Source organism: Rhizobium sp. PEPV16 (assembly GCF_008919455.1).
Taxonomy (GTDB): Bacteria; Pseudomonadota; Alphaproteobacteria; order Rhizobiales; family Rhizobiaceae; genus Rhizobium; species Rhizobium leguminosarum_Q.
Map to the genome: position 1 here is coordinate 1 of NZ_VSZV01000310.1, position 26,674 is coordinate 26,674.

Below are 26,674 nucleotides of genomic sequence, written 5' to 3' on the forward strand. Positions count from 1 at the left end.
CACTTTTCCTCGTTACCGCCATCGCCCATGTGCTGATCACCGTTTATGCCATCATCAGGAGCCGCATCCGCGCCGCGGTCCCCGCCAGCGACCGCGACGCCTACACGACGATCCCGACCGGCACCTCGGCGATCCTGACACCGCAAAGCATGTCGCTTGCTGATCGCGGCGCCGGCAAACCTCCCGAAACCGGAAAGTCTCCCGAAAGCGACGATCCTGCTGTAAAGTTTGGTTAGGCAGCGAACGGAGGACGAACCATGAGCTTCATCGATGATGACCGGCCGCAGAAGAAAGTCGCCCATGAGATCGGCGCCGATCTCTCCATGCTTTCGGTCGACGAATTGAAGGCGCGGGTGGAATTGCTCAAGACGGAGATCGCCCGTCTCGAGGCCGAGGCCGCCCGCAAGGCCTCCGGGCGGCAGGCGGCGGAAAGCTTCTTCCGCTCGTGATCCGATAAAAACCCCCAAAAACAAGGCTATAGGCGGATGAAATAGCCCGCCTCAAGTCTTAATCCGGCACAATGTTAATAAAATATTAAGCTTTATAAGGTATTACTGTATTCATCCGGATTTCCTCTGGATCTCAGACAGTTTTCCAAGCGGTGAATTGGTCTGATTTTTCTCCCTGTTTTACCTTGAGAGCCGCGTTTGCGGCTCTTCTTTTTCCTATGGCCGGCGCACTTCCACGAAACTGTGGAGATTAACCCTTTCTTAAGAAACGGCTTGCGCATTTGGGCTAATGATACCATCTTAAAGTCATAAAGACCGGGCCTGGAAACTTTTCCGTCGGTGCCGGCGTTACCTGACTATATGTAGCTGCGTGCGAACAGGGACTATTGCGATGTCGGAAGTTGGATTGAACACGATCAGTTTTGCAGGCCGCGCCGCTGCATCCTCGCAGTTCAAGGCACTTTATGCGGAAGGCATGTCGCTGGTCGAAGAGACTGCCGCCTATCTCGACGGTCAGGGCCGCGCCGCCTCCAAGGTTCTGCCGCGGATGGCCTCGGTTCTCTACGCGGCGGAATCGATGCGTCTCACCACCCGCCTGATGCAGATGGCCTCCTGGCTGCTGTTGCAGCGCGCCGTCAACAATGGCGAAATGTCTCGCGATCAGGTGCTGGCTGAAAAGAACAAGGTTCGCCTCGACGGCTTCAACGTCGACCGCGCCGCACCCGGCTGGGGCGACCTGCCGGAATCCTTCCGCGACCTCGTCGAACGCTCGCTGCGTTTGCAGAACCGCATTGCCCTGCTCGACCGCGAGATCTACCGCCCGTCCGAAGCGGTGATCGTTCATGATAATCAGAACAGCGTCCAGGCCCAGCTTTCCCTGTTGCAGACCGCCTTCGGCAACAACTGACCGGACTTGCAAGAATTCGAATACAAACCGGCTGCGTCTTACGCGGCCGGTTTTTGTTTTTGCCGCTGAACACCGGCATCCCTGGAACGTCCTTTGCGCGTCCGAAAAGACGCGCGGCGCTGTAAGCCGTTGCGAACGCAAAAAAGCCCGGCGAAACCGGGCTCTTCGAATTCCGTCGAGCAAAAGCGATTAGAGGCCGAGGCCGCCGAAGCGCTTGTTGAACTTGGAGACGCGGCCACCGCGGTCCATGAGCTGCTGGTTGCCGCCGGTCCAGGCCGGATGCGACTTGGAATCGATTTCGAGGTTCATGACAGCGCCTTCCGAACCCCAGGTCGAGCGGGTTTCGTACTCAGTGCCATCGGTCATGACCACCTTGATCATGTGATATTCGGGATGGATGCCTGCCTTCATAACAATCTTCCTGCGATACCGGAGTTCAATTTGCCGCATGCAGTTGCGGCCAACGAACCGATTGAATAAATGAAGCCGCAGTCGGATGGCTACGGCTTCCCATTAGGATGCGGTGCCTATACATGAAGGACGCCTAGATAACAAGAGCCAACAGGCCGCATTGCGCGGGTCCTGCGGGCGATCGGAGACGATTTGGCAGAGCAGGCACGGGCTGAGGAAAACAAGACGCGATCGCTGCGATCGCTCGGCAGGCTGACGCCCTACGTCATGCGTTATCGTGCCCTGGTGGCTGGTGCGCTGATGTCGCTGGCGCTTGCCGCCATCACCTCGCTGGCGCTGCCGCTCGCCGTGCGTCGCATGATTGATCACGGCTTCACCCAGTCCGACGGCCGCTTCATCAACAGCTACTTCGCCATGCTGATGGTCATGGCCATCGTGCTCGCGGCAGCCAGCGCACTGCGCTATTATTTCGTCATCACGATCGGCGAGCGCATCGTCGCCGATCTTCGCCGCGATGTCTTTTCCCATGTGACCCGGCTGTCGCCCTCCTTCTTCGACGTCAACCAATCCGGCGAGATCGTCTCGCGGCTGACCGCCGATACGACGCAGATCAAGTCCGCCGTCGGCGCCACCGCCTCGGTGGCGCTCAGGAACTTCATCCTCTGTATCGGCGCCATGGGCATGATGATCGTCACCTCGCCGAAGCTTTCGAGCCTCGTCATCGGAGCGATCCCGCTGATCGTCTTCCCGCTCGTCGCCTTCGGCCGCTCGGTGCGCAAGCGCTCGCGCGCCGCCCAGGATACGCTGGCCCATGCCTCCGCCTTCGCCAACGAGACGATTGGCGCAACCCGCACCGTCCAGGCCTTCAACGGCGAGGATGCCGCAGCGACGCGTTACGGCACCGCCGTCGAGTCCGCCTACGAGGCGGCCCGCGCCGCCATCCGCTCCCGCGCGCTGCTAACCGGGATCGCCATCACGCTGATCTTCGGCAGCGTCGTCGCCGTGCTCTGGGTCGGCGCCCATAGCGTGCTTGCCGGCACGCTTTCTGCCGGCACGCTCGGCCAGTTCCTGCTCTATGCCGTCATCTCCGCCGGTTCGCTGGGCGCGCTGTCGGAGGTCTGGGGTGAACTCTCGCAGGCAGCCGGTGCCGCAGACCGGCTGACCGAGCTTCTCGACGAGGTCTCGCCGATCGCAGCCCCCGCCAGCCCTGAGCCGCTTCCGTCGCCCAGCCGCGGCCGTGTCGAATTTTCCGGCGTGCATTTTGCCTATCCCTCGCGCCCCGGCAAATCGGCGCTGCATGGCTTAAGCTTCGCGATCACGCCAGGTGAGACCGTCGCCATCGTCGGCCCTTCCGGTGCCGGCAAGAGCACCGTATTCTCGCTGCTGCTGCGCTTCTACGATCCGCAGCAGGGCGGCGTGAAGATCGACGGTGTCGACGCGCAGCTGACAACGCCTGATGAGCTGCGCCAGCGCATCGCCATCGTGCCGCAGGACGTCACCATCTTTGCCGCCTCGATCCATGACAACATCGCCTTCGGCCGTCCCGGCGCCTCGCGTGACGAGGTCCGCGCCGCAGCTCTTGCCGCGCAGGCCGACGAATTCATCGCCCGGCTGGACCAGGGCTACGAGACCGAGGTCGGCGAACGCGGCATCACGCTCTCCGGCGGCCAGCGCCAACGCATCGCCATTGCCCGCGCCATCCTGAAGAACGCGCCCGTGCTGCTGCTTGACGAGGCAACCTCCGCGCTTGACGCCGAAAGCGAGACGCTGGTGCAGAAGGCGCTTGACGGTCTGGTGGACGGCCGCACGACGCTCGTCATCGCCCATCGCCTGGCAACGGTGCTGAAGGCCGACCGTATCCTCGTCATGGATCAGGGCCGCGTCGTCGAAGAGGGCACGCATCAGAGCCTGATCCGCCACGGCGGCATCTATGCGCGGCTGGCGCGGCTGCAATTCGACGCCGCCAACGAGGATGTGCTCGCTGCCGCGAAATAGCCGTCGCGCACTTCTCCCGCCAACAGCGACTAAAGTTTGAACTCGCCGCGCTTCTCTGCGGTTGTCTTTCGCGCGTCCTGCCCTAAGCTCTTCATTCCCCGGGTGGGGATATTGCTGCTGAAATCCTTGGGAGGAGATAGGAATGGCGCTTTCCGATATGACGCGACGTACGGGCCTTGCGCTCGGTTTCGGTATGCTTGCGGCCATTGCCGTCGGCGCCTCTGCCACCGCTGCGGATTTTCCCGATCGCGCGATCACCATGGTCGTGCCCTTCGCGGCCGGCGGCTCGACCGATGTCGTCGCCCGCATCGTCGCGCAGAAGATGTCGGAGGATCTCGGCCAACAGGTGATCGTCCAGAACGTCGCCGGCGCCGGCGGCAATCTCGGCGCCGGTAACGTCGCCCGCGCCGAACCGGACGGCTACACCATCCTGATGGGCACGGTCGCGACCCACGCCCTCAATCCGCTCATCCTGAAATCGACGCCATATGACGCCGAAAAGGATTTCGCACCGATCTCGCTGCTCGTCGTCGTGCCGAATGTGCTGGTCGTCAATCCGGAACTGCCGGCAAAGACCGTGCAGGAACTGGTCGCCCGGCTGAAGGCCGAGCCCGACAAATACAGCTACGCCTCATCGGGCAACGGCACGCCTTTGCATCTTTCCGGCGAACTCTTCAAGTCCATGGCCGGCGTCAGCATGCAGCACATCCCCTATAAGGGTGCTGGTCCGGCATTGAACGACGTCATCGGCAACCAGGTGCCGATCATGTTCGACAACCTGCCCTCCTCGTCGAGCCACATCAAGGCCGGCACTCTGCGGGCGCTGGCGGTGACCACGGCCGAGCGCGCGCCCTCCTTCCCCGACGTGCCGACCGTCGCCGAGTCAGGCATTCCAGGTTACGAGACCTACACCTGGAACGCGCTTTTCGCCCCGGCCAAGACGCCGAGCGAGGTCGTGACGCGCCTCAACGCCTCGGCTAAAAAGGCGCTCGCCGACCCCGCCGTCGCGGAACGGATGAAAGAATTCAGCGCCACCATCGTCGGCTCGACGCCGGAGGAACTCGCCGCCCATGTGAAGGCCGAACTCGCCAAATGGGGACCGGTCGTCAAGGGCGCAAATATCCAGATGGAGTGATGCCAAAGCATGATGCCGAAAGGCGTGAGCAGTTTTCGGATGACATCATGCTCTACTCTTCAATTGAGAACAGGATTCGGATTTTAGGCCGACCCGGCCTGAAATCATCCTGTTCTCGGGGCATAGGCGCCGGCGCCCTCATTCGCTTGCGCCCAATGGAAACGGTGACAATTGGACGCTAAGCAACCCAATCCTGATTAAGGCAGTGGAAAAGCTCGCCATTTTGATCTAGCCTCCGCTAAGCTGATGGTTGCAATTCAGCGTTTTGGGATTTCGGGAGACATCTATGTATAAATTCGAAGTCTATAAGGATAAGGGCGGGGAGTTCCGCTTCCGCTTCAAAGCATCGAACGGGGAAGCCATGTTCTCCTCCGAGGGCTACAAGGCGAAGGCGTCCGCCATGAGTGCCATCGAATCCATCAAGAAGAACACGCCAAGCGCCGAGATCGTCGATCAGACGAAGGCCGAGTCCTGAGCAGACCGGCAGCGGCGGCGTGATTGCCGCCCTGCCCTTTCGCGCCCTTGAGCAGCGCCGGCGCCCTTGAGCCCGGCCCGCTTGCGATTTTCGGCGCCATTTTTCTTTTACGCATATTTTTTTGAAAACCATGTCGAAACGACCGGTGGCCGCGCCTCATTGTTTCGGAACGGCCATGCCGCTCCGCCGGGCTTTACGGTTTTCGGGATCTCGATCCCCGCTATCGGCACGCCCGGATCAACGCAACAACGAGATCAGGAGTTTTCCATGCAATATGCTCTCATCATTCGCGAAGCCCCCGAGGACTTCGCTCGCCGTGGCGATCCCACCTATCGCAACGGCTGGGTCGCCTACAGCCAGGCGCTCGCCCAGGCAGGGATCATGACTGGCGGCGCCGGGCTGACGGGCCCGGAAACCGGCACGATCGTGCGCCGCAAAGGCGAGGACCACGATGTGCAGGACGGCCCCTATCCGGACGGCAAGGAACAGCTCGGCGGCTTCTATCTGATCGACGTCCCCGACATGGACACCGCGCTCGAATGGGCAACCCGGGTTCCGATCTCCGACAAGGGTTCGGTCGAGGTGCGCCCGCGCCTGCAGATGTGAGGTGGTCATGCCGCCCGATGCCGGACGCGCTGCCGAAAAGGTGGCGCGTCAGTCCTACGGCAAACTGATCGCCTTTCTCGCCGCCCGCTCGCGCGACGTGCCGGCGGCAGAAGATGCATTGTCGGAAGCGCTGGCTTCGGCGCTTCGCGTCTGGCCGGAGCGCGGCATTCCCGGCAATCCGGAAGGCTGGCTGCTGGTGGCTGCCCGCCGCAACCTCATGCAGGCGGCCCGCCACCGCATCGTCGAGGCCAATGCGCAAACAACGATATCGGTCGCCTTCGAGGAGGCGGAAGAACGCATGAACGAGGCCGGCAGTGCCGTCTTTCCCGATGAGCGGCTGAAGCTGCTCTTCGCCTGCACTCATCCCGCCATCGACAGCTTCGTGCATACGGCGCTGATGCTGCAGACCGTTCTCGGCATCGAGGCAAAGACCATCGCCCGATCGTTCGTCGTCTCACCGGAGGCGATGAGCCAGCGGCTGGTGCGGGCCAAGGTGAAGATCCGCGATGCCGGCATTCCCTTCGCCGTCCCGCCTCGCCCCGCCTTGCCCGGGCGGCTCGCCGCGGTGCTTTCGGCGATCTACGCGGCTTACGGTCTCGGCTGGGACGGTCTTGATGGGGAGAACGAACGCCATTCGCTCGCCGGCGAGGCGATCTGGCTCGGCCGTGCGCTTCTGACGGTGCTGCCGGACGAACCGGAAGCGATCGGCCTGCTATCGCTGATGCTCCACTGCGAAGCCCGCCGCAGCGCCCGGCGTGACGATCACGGCCGATATGTGCCGCTGGATGAGCAGGACGCGGCCGCGTGGAACGCGATCATGATTGCCGAGGCGGATGCACTGCTGCGCAAGGCCGGCGGCTTCGACCGTTTCGGCCCCTTCCAGTGCCAAGCGGCGATCCAATCCGTGCATGCAGCGCGCCGGCTGTCGGGAACGACCGACTGGCAGGCGCTGATGACACTCTATGCGGCGCTGGTGATGATGAAGCCGATGCTGGGTGCGCGTGTCAGCCAGGCTGCGGTGATCGGCAGGGCCTTGAGCGCCGCTGCCGGCCTGGAGCAGCTCGACAAGCTCGATCCGCGCGACATCGCAAGCTACCAGCCCTACTGGGCGGTGCGTGCCTTTCTCCTGACCCAGGCCGGCGATGATACCGCGGCAGCCGATGCCTATATGACAGCGATCGGCCTCAGCGACAGCCCCGCCGTGCGCGATTTTCTCACCGGCCGGCTAAAGGACGCGCGGCAGGCGATATGAGGCCACTGCATAATTGCTTAAATCGGAGCCGATTTAAGCAATTATGCAGCAATTCAGAGTGTTACAGCGTCCTTTGCACGTCCGAAAGACGCGCGGCGCTGTAATCACTTCTCGGTCAGCTTCAGCTCGATGCGGCGGTTGGTAGAGCGCGCATCCGGCGTATCGCCCGGTGCGATCGGCTGGAATTCGCCGAAGCCGGCGGCAACCAGCCGGTCGGCCGGCACGCCCTGTGCGATCAGGAACTTGACGACCGAAATCGCGCGCGCCGAGGAGAGTTCCCAATTGTCGCGATAGCGGCCCGTTCCGCCAAGCGGCACATTGTCGGTATGGCCATCGACGCGCAGCACCCAGTTGATCTCGGGCGGAATTTCCTTGGCGAGATCGAGAAGGGCGCTAGCAAGCTTCGCCATCTCGGTCTGCCCCTCCGGGTTGAGATCGGCGCCGCCCGAGGGAAACAGCACTTCCGACTGGAAGACGAACCGATCGCCGACGATGCGGATATTCTCGCGGTCCGAAAGGATCTCGCGCAACCGGCCGAAGAAGTCGGAACGGTAGCGGTTCAACTCCTGCACGCGCGCGGCGAGCGCCACGTTGAGGCGGCTGCCAAGGTCAGCGATCTTGGTCTGCGAGACCCGGTCTTTCTCCTCCGAGGCCTGAAGAGCTGCTTCGACGGCGGCAATCTGGCTGCGAAGCGCTGCGATCTGCTGGTTCAGCAATTCGACCTGGCTGAGCGCCCGCTCGCTCACCTGCTTCTGCTCGTCGAGCTCCTGCGTCATCGAGCCGATCCGCTTTTGCGCCGCATCCTGACCGCCCGAACCGGCATTCAGCAGCGCCTGCAGCCGCGACCGGTCACCTTCGGCGCTGGCAAGCGAGGCCTGCAGATTGGCGACCGAATCCTGGAGATCCTGATTGCTGCCCTTTTCAAGCGCAAGAAGCTGCGTCAGCTCGTTGATCTGACTGTTGAGACGATTGAGCACCTCATCGCGTCCGCTAATCTCGCGGCTGAGGATGAATTGCCCGACGACAAAGACCGTCAGCAGGAACATGATGGAAATGAGCAGCGTCGACAGCGCGTCGACGAAACCCGGCCAGTAATCCACCGAGCGTTCGCGGCGCCGGTTGCGGGCAAGAGCCATGGCTTACTTGCCCTCGCTCTTTTCTGCCTGGCTGGCGCGGTCGCGCAAGCGCTCGCCCCTCTCGCCGCCGCGCTCCTGCACGCCGATGCGTTCGGCAAGCCGGTCGAGCGTGCGACGCATCGCCTTGGCCTCGTCCTGCTGCGCCTCGATCCAGTCGCGCAGCATCTGCTGCTCGTTGCGCATGTTCTTGACGAGGCCCTGAATGCCTTCGGCAAGGCTTGCCATGGCGGCGACGGAGCGCTGGCTGCCGGCACCACCCTCTTCAGAGACCTTGCGCAGATAATCGGAGAGCGCGCGCATGTCGTCCGACGAAGCGCCGGAAACGGCGTCGAGAGCCGGGGCAAGATGATCGGAGCCGACATCCGTGACCGAGGAGAGCCAGTTTTCCAGCTCCATATAGAAGCGGTTTTGCGCGCGGCCAGCCTGCAGGTCGAGGAAGCCGAGAATGAGCGAACCGGAAAGGCCGAGCAGCGAGGAGGAGAAGGCCTGGCCCATGCCCGAAAGCGGCGTGGAAAGCCCTTCCTTTAGCGCCGAGAGCACGTCCCCGGTGCCGTTCGAGCCGGCATCGAGCGACTGGATGACAATGCTGATCGAACCGATCGTGCCGATGAGGCCCCAGAAGGTGCCGAGCAGGCCGAGGAAGACCAAGAGGCCGATCAGGTAGCGTGAAACGTCGCGCGATTCGTCGAGGCGGCTGGCAATCGAATCGAGGATCGAGCGCAGCGCCGTCGTCGACAGCGACACTGCGGACTTGCGGCTGCCGAGCAGCGCCCGCATCGGCGCAAGCAGCCGCGGATTGCGGTTGACCTTGTCGACGCTGCCGGCGGCGCGGAACGAATTAAACCAGCGCACCTCGGGGCGAAGCGCCAGTACGTGGTTGAAAACAAGGATGATTCCGACCGCGAGAACGCCGACGATCAGGCCGTTGAGGCCCGGATTGTGCATGAAGGCGGTTTGCGTCTGCCGGAAGAGGATGGCGGCGATAAAACCGACGATGACGAGGAAAAGCAGCATCGTCCAGAGGAAGGGCATGGGGCTCGAAAGCCTGTTGGCATAAATGCCCGCCGTCTTTTCGGTGGAGCCGATCTCCGCCACATTCACATTTTCCATAGGTTACGCAGCCTCCGGATTCCCTGCTGGCGGAGACTAGAACAACATTGTGCCGAATTGAAGTATGCCCGGGAGAAAACCGTGACTTTACAACAGCCAGATTTTCGTTCGGTCACTTGGCGGGAACCGGCCGCTTGACGACTTCGATCAGCGCCTTGTGGATAATCTCATTGCCGGCGACGATTGTGCCGCTCTCCAGCATCGTTGCGCCACCATCCCAGTCGGTGGCGAAACCGCCGGCTTCGCGGATGAGCAGAATGCCGGCCGCCATGTCCCACGGCGCAAGCTCCACCTCCCAGAAACCGTCGAAACGCCCGGCCGCGACATAGGCAAGATCGAGGGTCGGCGAGCCCAGGCGCCGGATGCCCGCCACTTCGCCCATCACGTGGCGAAGCTCGACCAGGAACTTGCCGTGATTGCGCTTGCCAAGCGCCGGCACGCCACAGCCGATAACGCAATCCGACAGCGCCCGGCGCGCAGCGACGCGCAGGCGCCGGTCGTTGAGAAAGGCGCCGCCGCCACGCTCGGCGGTATAGAGTTCGTCGGTCGCCGGATTGAAGACGACGGCGGCAACGATCTCGCCATTGCGTTCGAGCGCGATCGAGACCGCGAAGGCCGGGATGCCGTGCAAAAAGTTCGTCGTGCCGTCGAGCGGGTCGACGATCCAGCGATGCGCGCCGTCGGTGCCCGTGATTTCCTCGCTTTCCTCGCCGAGGAAGCCATAGGTCGGACGCGCCTTGAGCAGCTCTTCCCTGACGATCTTTTCGGCCTTGCGGTCGGCGGTGGAAACGAAATCGCCCGGTCCCTTCACGGAAACTTGCAGGTTCTGCACTTCGCCGAAATCACGTCCCAGCGACTTTCCTGCCTTGAGGGCAGCCTGAACCATGACATTGAGAAGAGCTGAACGGGCCATCGGCGCATTTTTCCTTGGGACTGATACGGGGCGCGCGCGCTGCCAGGGGCGGGAAGTGTCCCTGAACATGCATGACAGGCAGCGCTGCAAAGATTGGCGGCCTCAAGACCACAAAATCAGGGAAATTTCAAGGGGAGGCGTGCATGGCTGCCCTGCGGTGCCGGAAACCATTAATTTTATTCTGGACAGATCAGTCCAATAAGAGTAGAAGCCTCGTCATGGCACGACACAAGGAATTCGATCGCGACACCGCCCTTCATGCCGCCATCGGCGTATTTTCCGAGCACGGCTATGAAGGCACCTCGACCGAGGAATTGCTGACGGCGATGAAGATCAGCCGGCAAAGCATGTACGACACCTTCGGCGACAAGCGCGGTCTCTATCTGGAAGCGCTGAAGCGCTACAATATAGAGAGCATCGACAAGATCATCGCCGATCTTCGCCGCGAAGGCCGGCCGATCGAGGCGCTGGAAGGCGCTCTCCTCGCTTTCGCCTCACGTCCCGCTGCCGAGGCGCGGCGCGGCTGCCTCGGTGTCAGCGCCATCTGTGAATTCGGCCGCACCGATGCCGAGGTCGCAGCTCTTACCGACAGCGCCGGCCACGCGCTTCACGCGGCGATCGAGAGCCTTCTCGGGGAGGCTCGCAGGACCGGAGAACTCGCAACAGATATCGATATCGCCGACGCCATTCGGTTTCTCGGCGCTGCCTTGTCGGGCATGAAAGTCAGCGCCCGAAACGGCGCCCCACCCGCGACGCTCCGCGCTATCGCACGCATGGCAATCAGAAGCCTCCGCTGACGAGAACAACTCCGAGCTGATTTTTCCATGAGTAATTCTAGACTGATCGATCCAAAAAAACAGAAGGAAATCCGCATGCCTCAACCTCTTTCCACCAAGATCGCCCTCGTTACCGGCGGCTCGCGCGGCATCGGTGCCGCCATCGTCCGAAGGCTCGCCGCTGATGGCGCCGCGGTCGCCTTCACCTATTCCAGTTCGGAGCACAAGGCGAAGGCGATCGTCGCCGAGCTGGAGGCTGCCGGCGGCAGGGCGCTGGCGATCCGGGCCGACAGTGCCGATGCGAAAGCCGTACAGGATGCCGTCGTGCTTACAGCCGAGACCTTCGGCGGTCTCGACATTCTCGTGAGCAATGCCGGGATTCTCATCCTCAACCCGCTCGACGACTATTCGCTCGAAGATTTCGACCGGATGTTCGCCGTTAATGTCCGCGCTGCCTTCGTCGGCATCCAGGCAGCGGCAAGACATATGAAGGAAGGCGGCCGCATCATCACCATCGGCAGCGTCACCGCCGATCGCAGCGGCTTTCCGACCTCCGCAGTCTACAGCATGACGAAGGGCGCGATCGCCTCGATGACCCGCGGCCTCGCCCGCGATCTCGGCCCACGCGGCATCACCGTCAACAACATCCAGCCCGGCCCGACGGCGACCGACATGAACCCCAATGAGGACGATCATGAGCGCCTCAAGCCGCTGATGGCGCTTGGCCGCCTGGGTGAGGACCGTGAGATCGCCGGCCTCGCCGCCTATCTCGCCAGTGCCGAGGCCGCCTTCGTCACCGGCGCCAGCCTGACGATCGACGGCGGCTATCTTGCCTGAATAGAAACCCGGCACGGCTATGATCAAAAGCCGGTTCCGTTGAAGCCGACTTAAAACTTCTGCTGCGTCATCAGCACTTCGCGAGCGATCTGATCGAGCGGCAGAATACGGTCGACGCCGCCCTTGGCGATCGCCTCCTTCGGCATGCCGAAAACAACGGAACTCGCCTCGTCCTGCGCCACCGTGTAGGCGCCGGCCTGGTGCATTTCCAGCATGCCGCGCGCGCCGTCGTCGCCCATGCCGGTCATGATGATCCCCATGGCGTTCGAGCCGGCCGAGCGCGCCGCTGAGCGGAAAAGTACGTCGACGGAAGGCCGGTGTCGCGACACCAGCGGCCCGGTCTTGACGCTCACATAGTAGCGCGCACCCTGGCGTTCGAGCAGCATGTGCTTGTCGCCTGGCGCGATCAGCACATGGCCGCGCAGCACCGGAGCGCCATCGACGGCTTCCTTGACCTCGACCTCGCAGAGCCCGTTCAGCCGCTTGGCGAAGGCTGCGGTGAATTTCTCCGGCATATGCTGGACGATCACCATGCCAGGCGCATTGGCCGGCAGTTCCTCCAGGAACTCGCGCAGCGCTTCGGTGCCGCCGGTGGAGGCACCGACGCAGACGACCATCTCCGTCGTCTTCGCCATGGCCCGCCCCGTCGGCGGCGGCAGCATCACATCCGCCGTCAGCTTCTTGGCCGGCCCTTCGACTGAGGCAGAGCGGATGGTTCCGGCGGCGCGGCGCACGTTGGAAAGCCGTGCATGCGAGGCGCTCTTGACGACTTCGCGAATGCGCATCGCATCGTCGGAAAGGCTGTCAGCGGCGCCGATCTTCGATTTCAGGATGACGTCGACGGCGCCGGCCTCCAGCGCCTGGAGCAGCGTTTCCGATCCCGCCTCCGTCAGCGACGAGCACATCACGACGGGGATCGGTCGTTGCGACATCAGCTTGCGCAGGAAGGTGATGCCATCCATGCGCGGCATCTCCACATCGAGCGTGATGACATCGGGGATCTCTTCCTGCAACTTCCGCGCCGCCATGAAGGGGTCGGATGCGACCGCCATGATCTCGATATCGGGATCCTGCTCCAGCACATGGGTCAGCGTCTGGCGGATGCTGGCGGAATCGTCGATGATGAGAACGCGAATTTTCTTAGCCATGAGTGCCCCTAATGCATGTCGTCCAGAAGTGCACAGCGGTTTTGGGATGACGCGATGCGCTTTAGATACGCTGAAACACCGTATTCGAGACCTGTTTCAACGGCAGATCGAAGCCGGTGATCGATTCGGAATGGCCGATGAACATGTACCCCCCCTTCGCCAAGCAGTTGCAGAGGCGGTTGAGCACGCCGGCCTGAGTCTGCTTGTCGAAATAGATTAGCACGTTGCGGCAGAAGATGACGTGCATCGGTTCGCCGATCGGGTATTTCTCGTCCATCAGGTTCATACGGGCAAAACCCACCTTGCTGCGCAGTTTCGGCGTGATGCGCACCTCCCGCCGGCCCGGCTGCTTGGCCGTCAGCACGTATTTGCGCTGCAGGTCGCGCGGCACGGGTGCGATGAGGTCTTCCGGATAGATGCCGCGGCGCGCCGTCTGCAGCACGTCGGTGGAAAGATCGGTCGCCAATACGCTGTAGGAGACGTCGTTGCGGCCTTCGGCGAATTCCGCCAGCACCATCGCCATCGTGTAGGGTTCGGCCCCCGTCGAGCAAGCCGCACTCCAGGTGCGGATGGTCCGCACGCCGCTATTGGAGATCACCGGCAACGCCACGCTCTGAAGATAGTCGAAATGCTTGGCTTCGCGGAAGAAGTCGGTCTTGTTGGTCGTCACGACGTCGATCAGGTAGACGGTTTCCTGGGCGAGGCCATCCTCATTGAACAGGAAGTCGCAATAATCGTCGAAGGTCGCGTGGTTGGTTGCGCGAAGGCGGCGCCTCAGCCGCCCTTCGAGCATCGTCAGCTTGGTCGGCGGCATCTTGATGCCGCTATAGTCGTAGATGAACCGGGCAAGCTTGTCGAAATTGCGCTTGCTGATCCGGTCGCCCGGCAATTGGGTTTCCACCGCTGCTGCCATACTCATAGAATGCAGTACTCCGAATTGATGCGCGGATCAGGCCGCCGATTGCAGTACCGAGGCGTCCTCGCGCGACAGCAAGCGTGCAAGATCGATGATGACGACGAAGCCGTGTTCACGGCGAACGACGCCGGCGATATAGTCCGAGCGCCAGCGCACGCCGATATCGGGCGCCGCCTCAATCTGCTCGCGCCGGAACGGCGTGACCTCGAAGACCCGGTCGGCGACGAGGCCGAGGGTCAGAAGCCGGCTTTCCATCGGCACATCGAGGACGAGCACCCGCGTATGCGGCGTCGGCACGGTCTTCGTCATGCCGAGCTTCAAGCGAAGATCGATCGTCGGCACGCCCTGCCCGCGCACGTCGCGCAGACCGAGCAAATAGTCAGGACCATTCGGAATCTTGAAGGCCTCCGCATAGTCGAGGATTTCCCGCACCACCTCAACCGGCACGGCGAAGATCTCCTCGCCGAGGCTGAAGGTCACGAATTGCGCTTCCAGGGAGGTCGTGGCCATGATCATGCGCTTTCCTTGAATTCGGCGTCCCCATCATCGGGACCGCCCATGGAGAGATCGAGAGCGAAGCCTTTCGCCCGCGCCTGCTGACCGGCGACGCTGTTGGCGGCTGGTTTTTTGGCCCCCGGCTTGCGGGCGGTGGCCGGAGTCGGACTGCGCACCGTCATCCTGGCAGCTGGCGTGCGGTCACGGCGGCCGCCCGCCATATCGACCCTGAAGAAGGCGATCGACGTCTGCAATTCCTCGGCCTGGGAGGCGAGTTCCTCCGAGGTTGCCGACATCTGCTCGGAGGCGCCGGCATTCTGCTGCGTCACCTTGTCGAGCTGCTGGATTGCCTCGTTGATCTGGGCCGCCCCGATATCCTGTTCGCGGCAGGCAGCACTGATCTCGGAAACCAGCTCGGCCGTCTTGCGGATATCGGGCACCAGCCGGCCGAGCATTTCGCCCGCTTCCTGGGCTGCGGTCACCGTATCGCTGGACATCGAGCTGATCTCGGCGGCAGCCGACTGGCTGCGTTCGGCAAGCTTGCGCACTTCGGATGCAACGACTGCAAAACCCTTGCCGTGCTCACCCGCACGAGCCGCTTCCACGGCAGCGTTGAGGGCGAGAAGGTCGGTCTGGCGGGCAATTTCCTGGACGATGCCGATCTTCTGGGCAATCGTACGCATGGCGTCGACAGCGCGGGAGACAGCCTCGCCACTGGCTTCCGCATCCTTCGCCGACTGACGAGCGATCTTTTCCGTCTGCGCGGCGTTGTCGGCGTTCTGCTTGATGTTCGACGCCATCTCCTCCATCGAGGCGGACGCCTCTTCGGCGGAAGCGGCCTGTTCGGTGGCGCCCTGCGACACCTGTTCCGAGCTTGCCGAAAGTTCCTGGCTGCCGGATGAGACGTTCTCGGCGGCCGAGATCGCATCGGCGACGACGCCGCGCAGGCGCTCGACCATCTGTTCGAGCGCGATGCCCAGCGCATCCTTGTCGGAGAGCGGCTTTGGAGACACAGTCAAGTCGCCGTTCGCGATTTGATCGGCGATGCCGGCGGTGGTCCGCAGGTTGGAGATCATGCTCTGCATCGCGATGCCGAGCGTATCCTTGTCCGAAAGCGGCTTGGCATCGGTGCTGAGGTCGCCCATGGCGATCTGATCGGCAAGTGCTGCCGTGGCGCGCAGATTGGCAGTCATGGTATTGACCGTATTGATCAGATCCTTGATCTCGTCATTGGTTCTGACATCGACCTTCTGGTTGAGGTCACCGATTGCGACGGCGTTTGCGACGGTCGTGATCTTCTTCAGGCCATTGTTGATCCCGAGCGTGATCCACAACGCAGCACCGAGCGCCACGAGCACAGCGATGCCGGACGCGGTGGTGAGGATCAGCTTAGTTGAGTTATAGAGATTGGTGTTCGATTGGTTGGTCGCCTGCATGCCCTTGCGCTGGATCTCGGTAAGGGCGGAGATCGCATCGCCCATGTCGCCGGTCATTGCCCGGAGGTCGCCGAGTGAAAGTGCCAGCGCGCCGGCCTTGTCGCCCTTGGCGTCAAGCTGCTGCAGCTCGGCGGATTTTTCACGGAATTTCCCGCCGACCGTCCGCAGCTTCTCCCAATGGGGTTTGCCTTCCGGCAAGGCGATGGCAAAGCCGGCATCGACGGCATCGAACATGACCTGCAGGTTCTGGTCGGCTTCCTTGTAGAAGCCGGCAGCCGCGTCAGGATCGGTGGAAAGCAGAGCGTTCTTCTGAGCGCGGATGGCGTTGACTTCGGCAATATTGGCGTTCAGCGCCAGTTCCAGGCGGCGCACAGAGCCGTCGATCATCTTGCCGCTCGCCTCGTTCAAGGTGCCGAGGCTCAGGCTTCCATAAACCGCGATGCCGATCAGCAGCAGCGTCATGATGCCGAAGGCGAGACCCAGTTTGAGCTTGATGGTGAAACGCATGTGATACCCCCTATTTGCGGTCAAAACGAATGGATAGAGACACGTCCCGTCAGCGGGACGTCGAGCTTGAGAGTGATGTGTCTGAAAAGGGGGAAAGCGACTACATTCACTTCCCGGCAGCCGGACATCTATCGATCGCAGCGCCAACGCCTACATGCGTTGGGGGATATTCCCGCCTCGGGCCGCCGGAGCAGCCCGAGGGATCAGTTTGAGGCGAAGGAGCTCAAGCGCTTTCCCGGGAGAGCTTAGCCTCTCCCCAGGAGACGCTTATGCGCTCTCCCCAGGGGAGCGCCTATGCGCTCTCCCTGAAATCGTCGTCGCTGGCGTCTGGACCGCCCATCGACATATCGAGAGCAAAGCCCTTGAGGCGCTGCTGTTGCGCCGAAACCGTCTGGCCGCGGCCTTGGCTGTGAGCCTGCGGGCCGGGCTTGCGGCCAGCGACCGGAGCCTTGATCACCTTGGCCGAAGCTTTTGGCTGCGCCTTGTAGGCACCGGACCGCGCGCTGCCTGCCGTATCGACCTTGAAGAAGGCGATTGAAGTCTGCAGTTCTTCCGCCTGGGAGGCGAGCTCTTCGGAGGTTGCCGACATCTGCTCGGAAGCGCCGGCATTCTGCTGCGTCACCTTGTCGAGCTGCTGGATCGCTTCGTTGATCTGCGAGGCGCCGATATCCTGTTCGCGGCAGGCCGCACTGATCTCGGACACCAGTTCCGCCGTCTTGCGGATATCGGGCACCAGCCGGCCGAGCATGTCGCCGGCTTCGGCGGCAGCCTTGACCGTATCGCTCGACATCGAGCTGATTTCGGCGGCAGCCGACTGGCTGCGTTCAGCAAGCTTGCGCACCTCCGAAGCGACGACCGCAAAGCCCTTGCCGTGCTCGCCGGCACGAGCAGCTTCAACGGCAGCGTTGAGCGCCAAGAGATCGGTCTGGCGGGCGATTTCCTGGACGATGCCGATCTTCTGGGCGATCGTGCGCATGGCGTCGACGGCACGCGTCACCGCTTCCCCGCTCATCTCCGCATCCTTGGCCGACTGGCGGGCGATCTTTTCGGTCTGGGCGGCGTTATCGGCGTTCTGCTTGATGTTGGCGGCCATCTGCTCCATCGAAGCGGAAGCCTCTTCGGCCGACGCGGCCTGTTCGGTGGCGCCCTGCGATACCTGTTCCGAACTCGCCGAAAGTTCCTGGCTGCCGGAAGAGACATTGTCGGCGGCCGACAGTGCGTCGGCAACGACGCCGCGCAGACGTTCGATCATGGTGTTGACGTTGCCCAGAAGTTCGCCGATTTCGTCACGGCTTGTGATGTCGGCCATCTTCGTCAGATCGCCTTCCGACACTTCGCGAACCACGGCGTTGGCACGGCTAAGGCCCTTGCTGATCGTGCTGGCGATCCAGAATGCGGTAATCGCAGCAACCAGCAGCGCAACGGCTGCCACCGCCATCATCATGGTGCGTGTGGCCGCATACTGCGCGTCGGCGTCATCGTCGGCGGCCTTCATGCGCTGCTTTTCAAGTGCCAGGATTTCGCTAAGCGTCGAGTCGATGTCGTTGGCAGCGGCCCGCGCCGCGGTTACGGAGACGGTATTTGCGCCTTCGGCGTTGCCGGCCTTCACAAAGTCACGGATCTGATCGTCGGCTGCCGTGAAGGTCTTGGAAAGTTCGGCAATGCGCGCCCAGCGCGCCTTGCCTTCTTCGGTTGCCAACGCCAGTACCTGGCCGAAGGCATCTGTGAAGTCCTTGCGGGCTTGATTGCCCTTGGCGATCGCACCTGCGGTTTCGTCGGCAGTGCGGGCAGCGAGCAGGTTCTTCTGCTGGCGGATGGCCTCGAGCTGAGCAATGTTGATTTGCTGGGCGAGGTCGAGACGGGCTGCGGGACCGGCGAGAAGATTGCCAATCGTGTCGTTCAGCGATCCTAGGCTGAAAATGCCGTAGGCAGCGGTGCCCATAAGCATGAGGATGATGAAAGTGAACGCCGTCACCAGTTTTGTCTTGATTGTCAATCGCATCGGTCTAACCCCAATTTGAACTCAGCCGACATCAGCTGGCGGCTCCCGCCGCGTCGTGCCTCGATGAAAAGATCGCCTGCAGATTGGGGAGAATGATGAATTCTCCGCCCCTCTTCACCAGGCAGTTGATGTAATCGGCGCGCCAGCGCATGCCGACGCTCGGTGGCGCCTCGCTGGCGGATTTTGCAAGCGTCGTCACCTCGTTCACCTTATCGGTCCTGAGGCCGACGAGCGTCGGCTCGCCCTGCAGATCGATCTCGATGACGATGAACCGGCTGTCGATCGTCGCCTCTGCTGCTTCCATCCCGAAGGCGAGACGCAGATCGGCGAGCGGAATGACCTTGCCGCGAAAGTTGATGACGCTGGCGACGAAGGGCTGGCTGCCCGGCACCGCGGTCTCGGGAAGCAGATCCAGGATTTCCTGGACGATGACAGCTTCCAGCGCGAAGGTTTCGCCGTTGAGATCGAAGGTCAGGACCTCGACTTCCTCGGCATAGTTCCAGTGGTTGTCAAATCGTTCGGCTGCTGCTGTTGCACTCATCCTGCTACACGCAATTGCGCCTCCTGTTGCTGACCCGCGGCAACCAGGTGCCCGACGTCGAGAATGAGAGCGACGCTGCCGTCGCCGAGAATGGTCGCGCCCGAGAAGGTCGCGACGTTATTGTGCAGCTTCGACATCGACTTGATGACTGTCTGGTGATCGCCGATGATCTGGTCGACGACGAGGCCGACGCGCTCCGTGCCGGTCGAGATGACGACGACCTTCTGATGCACGTCGGGCTTGGTGCCGGTGCGGAAGAGGTCGCGCAGGCGCAGAAACGGCACCAGGCTGTCGCGCAGCGAGATGAAGCTGCGGCCGCGCGAGCGAAGATCTTCCTCTAGCGACAGTTCGAGGCATTCCTCGACCGCCGAGAGCGGGATGACGTAGCGGCCGGAACCGACGCGCACCAGCAGGCCGTCGATGATGGCGAGCGTCAGCGGGATGCGCAGCGACACTTCCGAACCCTGTCCCGGAACGCTGACGATGTCGATCGCGCCGCGGAGCGCCTCAACCGTCTTCTTGACCACGTCCATGCCGACCCCGCGGCCGGACAGATTGGTGATCGCGGCGGCCGTCGAGAAGCCGGGGGCGAAGATCAGCTGCAGCAGCTCGGAGTCGGAAAGCGGCTGGCCGGGCTGGATGAGGCCGGAGGATTCCGCTTTGGCGCGAACCCGTTCGCGATTGATACCGCGGCCGTCGTCCTTGATCGAGATGATCACCTCGCCGCCGGCCTGGCGGGCCGAAAGCGTCACCGTGCCGGCTTCGGTCTTGCCGGAGGCAAGCCGGTCGGCGGGCGTTTCGAGCCCGTGATCGATCGAGTTGCGCACCAGATGCACCAGCGGATCGGCCAGGCGCTCGATGACGGTTTTGTCGACTTCGGTGCTCTCGCCCTCCGTCACCAGTTCGATCACCTTGCCGGTCTCGCGAGCGAGATCGTGAACGAGGCGGCGGAAGCGGGAGAAGAGGGTGGCGACCGGCACCATGCGCAGCACCATCATCGTGTCGCGCAATTCACCGGAGAGACGTTCGATCTCTTCCGAGACGGAGCGCAGTGCGATATCGGTGCTGGCGCTGGCGAGCTGGCTGAGGCGCGATTGCGCGATGACGAGTTCTCCGACGCGGTCCATCAACTCGTCCAGACGTTCGGCAGGGACGCGGACATTCTCGGCCGCCTTCGCCTGGCTGACGGCGGCGGGCACTTCGCGCTTGGCCGGAACCGCCTCGACGGGACGGAACTCCGCGACAGTGGTCGGTGAAACGGGGGCCGCCGATGCTGCGGCGACACGGGCAGGTGCAGCCTTTTCCTCGACCGGAGCGGCGGTTGCCGCTGCCTGCCCGCTGATCTCCTGGACGCTGAGTTCCATGTCGTCGAGTACGAAGATGAAGACGTCGTCGATCGCCGAGCGATCCTGCTCGCTGGTCAGCGTCACGTCCCAGGAGATGTGGAGTTCCGTTGGAGTGAGCTCGTCGAGCGGCGGAATGGCCGAGCTATTGGCACGCACGGTGCATTCGCCGAGATCACGCAGCTCGTCCAGCAGGCCGAGCGGATTGGTGCCGTTCGCCATCGAATTGGCGGGCAGGCTGAAGCGGATACGCCAGCTGTTCTTCTTTTTCGCCGATGCCTCGGGCACGGCTGCGGTGACGGGAATAGCGGCCGACGCTGCTGCTGGCGCCGCTTCCTTGCCGCCGACGGCAGCCTGCAGCTGCGCCAGAAGCTTATGCCCGGTATCGCCGTGATCGGCGTCCGGCTGGTCGACGAGGGCACGCATATGGTCCTGGGCAGCGAGAACGGCGGCGACCAGTTCGCTGGTCACCGCAACCTCGCCCTTGCGGACACGGTCGAAGGCCGTTTCACAATGATGGGTGAAGGCGGCGAGCGCCTCGAAACCGAACATCGCGCCGGAACCCTTGAGCGTGTGGAGGCCGCGGAACACGGCGTCGACGAGATCTTTGTTGTCGAGCTGGTGGGTCAGGTCGAGAAGGCCGGCCTCGATCGCTTCGAGGCATTCGGCGGCTTCGGTGCGGAATACGGCAACCGGATCGAGCGTACTCATCGTCCGAGAACCTTCTTCACGATCTTCACCAGGCTTTCCGGGTCGAACGGCTTGGTCAGCCAGCCCGTCGCACCCGCGGCCTTGGCCCGCGCCTTGAGATCGGCGTCCGATTCCGTCGTCAGGAAGATAATCGGAACGCCGGCCTGCCCCGGCAGCTTGCGCAGTTCCTCGATCATCGTCAGCCCGTCCATGACAGGCATGTTGAGATCGGTCACGATCAGATCGAAGCTGCTTCCCTTGGCCGTAGCCAGGCCCTCTGCCCCGTTGACCGCCTCGGTGACGCTATAGCCGGCATTGGTCAGCGTGACCTTGGTGGTCAGACGAATGCTGGCGGAATCGTCGACAGTCAGGATATTTGCACTCATAACGTCACCTCTTTATGCAACCAGAAATTTGCGTCTTCGTGATCGAAGGATTCGATGAAACCTGCGCGTTCAAGTACCTTCAGGACAGAGCCGCTGGCCGGCGAAGAAAGTTTGAACGTCTTTCCCTTGGCTTTTGCTTGGCGGCGCGAGGATTCGATGAGTTGAACGAAACTCAGATCCGCTTCCGCGCCTTCGGGAATGCTGATGATGATTGTATCATTGCTGTGAAATGCATCAGTAAACTTTGAATATAGTTCGTACACGTTGCGAATACTGAGGACGTCCGGCAAATTTATAGATCCGTAATATTGTTTTTGAGTATCCAATGCAGCCTCCTGGGCCAGGGAAATACTTGATGACCCTAAAAGGACTCTCACGGCAGCGTTAATGCAGAGTAAACAGCGGTTGTAGGAAACTGCCGTATAGCGCGTTCCGCGACTCCCAATTCTCATCCGGGATAATTTATATTTTTTCCTCAAAATTTAGAAATAAATAATGTAAAAACAGTATGTTGAACTACCCCGCGCGACAGTGACGCTTTCACCTGCACCCCATCGACATCTTTCGTTAATCACAACGCTGGCGAGTCCCGGCGCGTTTACCGGACGTTTCCATCCTGCTCGTAAAAATAGAGTCGAATTGCCTGTATTTTGAGAAAAGGTATAAAATTGGCACACGCTCTGGCACTATCGAACGCTGTAGCCTACACGTCAGGGCGAGACATCAGCCAGACCCTGGAATCTGCTCGTAGCCAGGTCGAGGAACGTTTCCTCGAAGGCGGCACCGTGCTGCTCTCGGTAATGGATGTCCTCAACCGTCTGTTGAACTCGCTCGAGAGTGTCACCACGGCGCTCGATAACAAGGAGGCGAGCGACACCAGCGCCGATCTCCGCGCCACGGTGGAGAGCCTGATGGCGCTGCCCGTCACCGAGGAAAACCGGCTGCAGGCGCTCGTCTCGCTGGCGCATACCGGCAGGGAGCTGCGCAAGCACGTCGCCGACATGCAGGAGACGATGCGTTATCTGAGAACCTTCGCGGTGACCGTGAAGATCACCGGTGCCGGCCTTGCCGAATTCGCCGGCTTCGCCCAGGAAATCCTGGAGCGCATCTATTCCGGCACCGATGAGGTCAATCGTTTCGCCACGCACCTCGACAGTCTCGACAAGGAGGTCAAGCTCGCCGCCTCCTTTGGCGCCGGTGTTTCCAAGAGCTATGCCGATACTGTTCCGGCCGTCGCCGGAGCCCTGCGAGATGATGCTGCCAAGATCGCCGCACACCGCAAGGATCTCGGCGTCATCGCCCGCGAGGTCCGCGCAATTGCCCGCGCCGTCCAGGGCAAGGTCGCCTCGACCCTGTCTGCCTTGCAGATCGGCGATATCACCCGCCAGCGCATCGAGCATGTGCAGGCCACCTTTTCGCTGCTTGAAGATTTCTTTGCCGGCGAGGATGGCGCCAGACTCGACGCCGGCGCGCGCCAGCGCCTCCAGAACGTCATTCACCATCTGACAGCGGCGCAGATGAGAGACATGTGCGCAAATTTCCAGCGGGATTCCGAAAACGTCGTCAAGACGATCGCAAGTTTCGATCACGACATGCGGGAGATTCTCAAGCTGCGCGATCGGATGAGCGGTGAGAGTGGCGAGGCCGGCGGCAACTTCATGCGCGCGCTGGAATCCAGCGTTTCGGCCGCCCACGAAATCGTCAAGCAGGTCGATACGGCAAGCCGCCAGGCCGACCAGGTGAGCCAGTCGACGATCGGTACGGCCGCCAAGCTCTCCGAAGCGATCGGCAACATCCGCGCCGTCAAGACCGACATTCACTATATGGCGTTGAATACCAACCTGCGCTGCAGCCGGCTCGGCGAGGAAGGCAGGTCGATCAACGTCGTCACCGCCGAACTGCGCATCTTCGCCGGCAAGCTCGACGATTCCGCCGACGCCATCGTCAACGGCCTGCCGGCGCTCGAAGCTGCGGCCGGGCGCGTCGCCCCCGCCACTGATGCCGGAGCCGGCAATCTCGGAGAAAGCCTGACCTCGGCCGTCGGCAATATCCGCTCTGCAGCCAACGTGATGGAAAACGAGCTAAAAGTGCTCGCCGAGAACGGTCGCGAGGTCGCCACCAAGATCAGCCTGCTGATCGGCAAGCTCGATTTCCAGCATAATCTGGGCGAAGCCCTTGCCGGCTGTGCCGATATGCTCGAAGGCGTCGCAGGCACCGATGTCGCCGATATCTCCGATCTCGCTGAGACGATCGCGCCGCTCGACCGCAAGATCTTCAAGCACTATACGATGGTCCAGGAACGCAACATTCATCGCGGCATCATTCCGGCAAGCGAGGACAGCACCTCCGCTCCCGCCGAAACCGCCAAAGCCGAAAACGACGAGGATCTTTTCGCCGATGCGCTTTTCTAAAGCGCGTCGCAATCGTTCAGATTCGCGCTTCGCGCTTCAACCCTTTGTTTTTACGCATGTCGTTATAGCGGCGCTGCGCGGCCGCTATCGCCGCCGGAACTTGTTGGCGGCATCGATCGCCGCCTTCTGCTGGGTGTCCTCGATGCCGAGATAGAAATCCTCGAGCGCCGGATCGGCGAGCCCGGCCCGGCGCGACAGCACGTACCACTTCGCCGCCTCGATCGGGTTGGGCGCCGTGCCGATCGCATTGATATAGAGGTGGGCGAGCTTGTTCTGCGCAGCGACGTTGCCGCCATTGGCGGCAAGTTTCAGCCATTCGAAGCCCTTGACGTAATCCTTCGGCCCGCCGACGCCGTTGACCAGCCAGATACCGAGATCGAGCTGGGCCGTGTCGAAGCCGGCGCGCGCTGCACGCGCCATCCATTCGCGGGCGAGCTTCTTCTTTTCCTCCGGCAGGTCCTTTAGCGTCGCATAGATCTGCGCCACGGCATATTGCGAATCGGCAATGCCCTGCTCGGCCGATTTCTCGTAGAATGGCAGCGCCAGCCTCAGTCCCTTCTCGCCGGGATTGTCGGCGATGAGAAGCTGCGCCCAGTTGAATTCCGCCGAAGGATTGCCGACCTCGGCCGCCTTGCGCATGTAGTCGTCGGCCTTGACCTTGTCACGCGGCACGCCCTCGCCTTCCATCAGGATCAGCGCATATTTGAACATTGCCGCCGCATCGCCGCCTTCGGCCGCCTTGCCGTACCAGAAGGCAGCGTTCTTCACGTCCTTCTTGACGCCGAGGCCCTGCGAGAGGATTTCGCCGATCAACGTCTGCGCCGCCGGATCGCCGAGCTGGGCGCGCGGCAGCGCCTTGTCCATTGCCGTCAGGTAATAACCGCGCTGGAAGGCGCCGTAGGCCTCGTCGATCGGCCCTTTGTAATCCTTCTCCGGCGGCAGGTCCGGCAGCTTCGCGCCCATGCGGTCGAATACGCCGACACCATTGGAGGGCTGCACGCCCGGGCTGGAAGGCCGGTCGGCGCGGAAGGTCGAAGCTGGCCCCGTGCTCGGCTGGGTGATGACGCTGTCCGGCGCCTGCGCCAAGGCAACATTCGGCCCAGCCGCAAGGAAGGCGGCCATGCCGGCGAAGAGATATTTCAAAAGACGGGCGGGCGGGATCGGCATGAGCGCGATTTCAATCCTCAAACCGTGGCGCTTTTTCGTCAAGCAACGCATTGATCTCGGCGACGACGGCCGGCGCCCGGCCGGGCTCGCCGAAGACCGCCAGCCGCATCGCCACGAACTCCGCTCCGGTCTCGGCGACGGCGAGCGCCGAGGCCGGATCGGTGCCGCCCATGACGATGCAGGGAATCTCGATCATCGAAGCCCACCATTCGCCAAGCGCCAGGTTCTTCGGATGCGCCTCCGGCTTGATGTCCCCGTCGAGCTTGCCGAAGAAGATATAGTCCGGCCTGACTTCGCCGATCTCCAGCGCATGGTGCCGGTCGGCCGCGTTGCCGCCGCCGACGATCAGCTTCGGCGCATATTTGTCGATCGCTTCCGAAAGGGCCTCTGCATTGCCGGAAAGGTGCAGGCCGTCGGCCTTCGCCCGGCCTGCGACACGGCTGTCGCCTGCAATCAGCGCGGCGGCGCCAGCGTGCTGGATCAACGGCACCAGCTTTTCGGCATGTTTCTGGAAGGTGCCGTCGTCGAGCCCGTATTGCGGCACGATCACCGAGGCGACATCGCCGCCCTTCAGCGCGTCGGCGACGATCCTTGCCTGTTCATCGGCATCGGCGATATCGGCTACGATGAGCACAAGGCGGCAGCGGTTTTCCGGTTCGGTCATGGAGTCTTTCCGTTTCCTGCGATTCCCCTTGGAAATGAGGGATCCGCACTCGTCTTGTGTGAGTAGTTCCGTTAGACGAGGCTTGCAAGAGGAGGACGTCGAAAGCATGCCGCAGGATTTGTCATTCTACTACGCCGCCGTGCCCGCCGTTCTGCTGGTAGGCCTCGCAAAGGGCGGCATGGGCGACGCTTTGTCGCTGATCGGCTTGCCCTTCCTCGCCCTCGTCGTCTCGCCGGTAGAGGCGGCCGCCATCCTGCTGCCGATCCTGATTTTGATGGACATGATTTCGCTTGTCATCTGGCGCAAGCATGGCGACTGGACGACGCTGAAGATCATGCTGCCGGGCGCCATCTTCGGCATCGCGCTGGGCTGGGCAACCTCGGCGCTGGTTCCGGGCAACATGCTGCGCATCGTCATCGGCGCGGTGACCATCCTCTTCTGCCTGCGCTATTTCTGGAGCAATTTCGGCCCGGCCGCCGGCAAGCTGATCCCGCCGCGCAACCAGCGGCCGGTGGCCGCCAGCCTCTGGGGCACATTTTCCGGTTACGGCAGCTTCGTCGCCCATGCCGGCGGCGCGCCGTTCCAGATCTATGCCCTACCGCTCAAATTGCAGCCACGCGAATATACCGGCACCAGCGTACGCTTCTTCGCGATCCTCAACGCCATTAAGCTGATCCCATATTTCGCGCTCGGCCAGCTCGGCACCCAGAACCTCGCGACCTCGGCAACGCTTCTGCCCTTCGCCCCGCTCGCCACCATTGCCGGCGCCTGGTGCGTGCGCCGCATGAGGCCACAGATCTTCTATCCCTTCATGTATGCAATGGCGCTGATCGCCGCCTTCCTGATCGTGCGCGAGGGCCTTGGCTGGTAAGAGGCCCTACAGCGCCGCGCGTCTCTTCAGACGCGCAAAGGACGCTGTAGCACTTTGAATTGCTGCATAATTCCTTAGATCGATCTCGATTTAAG

The 26,674-nt window shown here is 62.4% G+C and carries 26 protein-coding genes and 1 pseudogene; 12 read left to right on the plus strand and 15 right to left on the minus strand.

Annotation, left to right across the window (positions count from 1 at the left end; translation table 11 throughout):
• From FY112_RS17095 to FY112_RS17105, 3 genes and pseudogenes are all read left to right on the plus strand, one after another.
• Positions 1–236 (plus strand): annotated as a pseudogene (locus FY112_RS17095) (MFS transporter); the annotation flags it as partial.
• A gap of 21 nt (positions 237–257) precedes the next feature.
• Positions 258–449: a DUF1192 domain-containing protein gene (locus tag FY112_RS17100; RefSeq protein ID WP_003542803.1), complete on the plus strand. Its 192-nt coding sequence runs from the start codon at positions 258–260 to the stop codon at positions 447–449.
• A 391-nt stretch (positions 450–840) separates the two neighbouring features.
• Positions 841–1,356, plus strand: a complete 516-nt coding sequence (locus tag FY112_RS17105) for a DUF1465 family protein (RefSeq protein WP_003542804.1) — start codon at positions 841–843, stop codon at positions 1,354–1,356.
• A gap of 189 nt (positions 1,357–1,545) precedes the next feature.
• Here the strand turns inward: FY112_RS17105 and rpmE are convergent, their stop codons facing one another.
• Positions 1,546–1,767: a 50S ribosomal protein L31 gene (gene rpmE / locus FY112_RS17110; RefSeq protein ID WP_003542805.1), complete on the minus strand. Its 222-nt coding sequence runs from the start codon at positions 1,765–1,767 to the stop codon at positions 1,546–1,548.
• A 192-nt stretch (positions 1,768–1,959) separates the two neighbouring features.
• Here rpmE and FY112_RS17115 point away from each other — a divergent pair, with 192 nt between their 5' ends.
• The 5 genes from FY112_RS17115 to FY112_RS17140 all read left to right on the plus strand — a co-directional run bounded on the left by FY112_RS17115 (position 1,960) and on the right by FY112_RS17140 (position 7,230).
• Positions 1,960–3,762, plus strand: a complete 1,803-nt coding sequence (locus FY112_RS17115) for an ABC transporter transmembrane domain-containing protein (RefSeq protein ID WP_151518931.1) — start codon at positions 1,960–1,962, stop codon at positions 3,760–3,762.
• A gap of 142 nt (positions 3,763–3,904) precedes the next feature.
• The gene (locus FY112_RS17120; protein WP_151518932.1) at positions 3,905–4,897 is read left to right on the plus strand and encodes a tripartite tricarboxylate transporter substrate binding protein; all 993 of its coding nucleotides are present in this window, start codon (positions 3,905–3,907) and stop codon (positions 4,895–4,897) included.
• 286 nt (positions 4,898–5,183) lie between these two features.
• On the plus strand, positions 5,184–5,372 hold the full coding sequence (locus FY112_RS17130) for a YegP family protein (protein ID WP_003542808.1): 189 nt from the start codon (positions 5,184–5,186) through the stop codon (positions 5,370–5,372).
• A 267-nt stretch (positions 5,373–5,639) separates the two neighbouring features.
• On the plus strand, positions 5,640–5,978 hold the full coding sequence (locus FY112_RS17135) for a YciI family protein (RefSeq protein ID WP_026158866.1): 339 nt from the start codon (positions 5,640–5,642) through the stop codon (positions 5,976–5,978).
• A 7-nt stretch (positions 5,979–5,985) separates the two neighbouring features.
• Entirely contained in the window at positions 5,986–7,230 is a 1,245-nt protein-coding gene (locus FY112_RS17140; protein WP_017962025.1) for a DUF6596 domain-containing protein, read from the plus strand.
• Between the two features lie 104 nt (positions 7,231–7,334).
• Here FY112_RS17140 and FY112_RS17145 read toward each other — a convergent pair whose 3' ends face one another.
• From FY112_RS17145 to FY112_RS17155, 3 genes are all read right to left on the minus strand, one after another.
• Positions 7,335–8,366 carry a peptidoglycan -binding protein gene (locus tag FY112_RS17145; protein ID WP_017962026.1) on the minus strand — a complete coding sequence of 344 codons (1,032 nt, stop codon included), beginning with the start codon at positions 8,364–8,366 and terminating at the stop codon, positions 7,335–7,337.
• A 3-nt stretch (positions 8,367–8,369) separates the two neighbouring features.
• Positions 8,370–9,476: a MotA/TolQ/ExbB proton channel family protein gene (locus FY112_RS17150; RefSeq protein ID WP_017962027.1), complete on the minus strand. Its 1,107-nt coding sequence runs from the start codon at positions 9,474–9,476 to the stop codon at positions 8,370–8,372.
• A gap of 112 nt (positions 9,477–9,588) precedes the next feature.
• Positions 9,589–10,389 (minus strand): inositol monophosphatase family protein, encoded by an 801-nt coding sequence (locus FY112_RS17155; protein ID WP_151518933.1) that lies wholly within the window; start codon positions 10,387–10,389, stop codon positions 9,589–9,591.
• 218 nt (positions 10,390–10,607) lie between these two features.
• On the opposite strand from FY112_RS17155, the gene FY112_RS17160 reads away from it, so the two are divergent.
• Positions 10,608–11,186, plus strand: a complete 579-nt coding sequence (locus FY112_RS17160; protein WP_017962029.1) for a TetR/AcrR family transcriptional regulator — start codon at positions 10,608–10,610, stop codon at positions 11,184–11,186.
• 75 nt (positions 11,187–11,261) lie between these two features.
• Entirely contained in the window at positions 11,262–12,002 is a 741-nt protein-coding gene (locus tag FY112_RS17165; RefSeq protein WP_017962030.1) for a 3-oxoacyl-ACP reductase family protein, read from the plus strand.
• 50 nt (positions 12,003–12,052) lie between these two features.
• Here FY112_RS17165 and FY112_RS17170 read toward each other — a convergent pair whose 3' ends face one another.
• The 9 genes from FY112_RS17170 to FY112_RS17210 all read right to left on the minus strand — a co-directional run bounded on the left by FY112_RS17170 (position 12,053) and on the right by FY112_RS17210 (position 21,792).
• The gene (locus FY112_RS17170) at positions 12,053–13,150 is read right to left on the minus strand and encodes a chemotaxis response regulator protein-glutamate methylesterase (RefSeq protein ID WP_151518934.1); all 1,098 of its coding nucleotides are present in this window, start codon (positions 13,148–13,150) and stop codon (positions 12,053–12,055) included.
• A gap of 61 nt (positions 13,151–13,211) precedes the next feature.
• Positions 13,212–14,069, minus strand: a complete 858-nt coding sequence (locus FY112_RS17175; RefSeq protein ID WP_151518935.1) for a CheR family methyltransferase — start codon at positions 14,067–14,069, stop codon at positions 13,212–13,214.
• A 30-nt stretch (positions 14,070–14,099) separates the two neighbouring features.
• Complete coding sequence (locus FY112_RS17180) at positions 14,100–14,582, minus strand: chemotaxis protein CheW (protein WP_017962033.1); 483 nt, start codon at positions 14,580–14,582, stop codon at positions 14,100–14,102.
• Positions 14,579–16,504, minus strand: a complete 1,926-nt coding sequence (locus FY112_RS17185) for a methyl-accepting chemotaxis protein (protein WP_151518936.1) — start codon at positions 16,502–16,504, stop codon at positions 14,579–14,581. The genes FY112_RS17180 and FY112_RS17185 overlap by 4 nt, the downstream gene beginning before the upstream one ends.
• A gap of 292 nt (positions 16,505–16,796) precedes the next feature.
• Positions 16,797–18,506 carry a methyl-accepting chemotaxis protein gene (locus FY112_RS17190; RefSeq protein WP_131709795.1) on the minus strand — a complete coding sequence of 570 codons (1,710 nt, stop codon included), beginning with the start codon at positions 18,504–18,506 and terminating at the stop codon, positions 16,797–16,799.
• A 31-nt stretch (positions 18,507–18,537) separates the two neighbouring features.
• Positions 18,538–19,047 (minus strand): chemotaxis protein CheW, encoded by a 510-nt coding sequence (locus FY112_RS17195; RefSeq protein WP_017962036.1) that lies wholly within the window; start codon positions 19,045–19,047, stop codon positions 18,538–18,540.
• Positions 19,044–21,101, minus strand: a complete 2,058-nt coding sequence (locus tag FY112_RS17200; protein ID WP_151518937.1) for a chemotaxis protein CheA — start codon at positions 21,099–21,101, stop codon at positions 19,044–19,046. Before FY112_RS17200 ends, FY112_RS17195 begins: the two co-directional genes overlap by 4 nt.
• Entirely contained in the window at positions 21,098–21,466 is a 369-nt protein-coding gene (locus FY112_RS17205) for a response regulator (RefSeq protein WP_131709793.1), read from the minus strand. Before FY112_RS17205 ends, FY112_RS17200 begins: the two co-directional genes overlap by 4 nt.
• Positions 21,463–21,792 carry an STAS domain-containing protein gene (locus FY112_RS17210; protein WP_131709792.1) on the minus strand — a complete coding sequence of 110 codons (330 nt, stop codon included), beginning with the start codon at positions 21,790–21,792 and terminating at the stop codon, positions 21,463–21,465. The genes FY112_RS17205 and FY112_RS17210 overlap by 4 nt, the downstream gene beginning before the upstream one ends.
• A 342-nt stretch (positions 21,793–22,134) precedes the next feature.
• Here FY112_RS17210 and FY112_RS17215 point away from each other — a divergent pair, with 342 nt between their 5' ends.
• Entirely contained in the window at positions 22,135–23,877 is a 1,743-nt protein-coding gene (locus tag FY112_RS17215) for a chemotaxis protein (protein WP_151518938.1), read from the plus strand.
• Positions 23,878–23,961: 84 nt separating this feature from the next.
• Here the strand turns inward: FY112_RS17215 and FY112_RS17220 are convergent, their stop codons facing one another.
• On the minus strand, positions 23,962–25,044 hold the full coding sequence (locus FY112_RS17220; protein WP_151518939.1) for a tetratricopeptide repeat protein: 1,083 nt from the start codon (positions 25,042–25,044) through the stop codon (positions 23,962–23,964).
• A gap of 10 nt (positions 25,045–25,054) precedes the next feature.
• Complete coding sequence (locus FY112_RS17225) at positions 25,055–25,708, minus strand: thiamine phosphate synthase (RefSeq protein ID WP_151518940.1); 654 nt, start codon at positions 25,706–25,708, stop codon at positions 25,055–25,057.
• A gap of 106 nt (positions 25,709–25,814) precedes the next feature.
• Here FY112_RS17225 and FY112_RS17230 point away from each other — a divergent pair, with 106 nt between their 5' ends.
• The gene (locus FY112_RS17230) at positions 25,815–26,579 is read left to right on the plus strand and encodes a sulfite exporter TauE/SafE family protein (RefSeq protein WP_151518941.1); all 765 of its coding nucleotides are present in this window, start codon (positions 25,815–25,817) and stop codon (positions 26,577–26,579) included.
• Positions 26,580–26,674 lie beyond the last annotated feature (95 nt).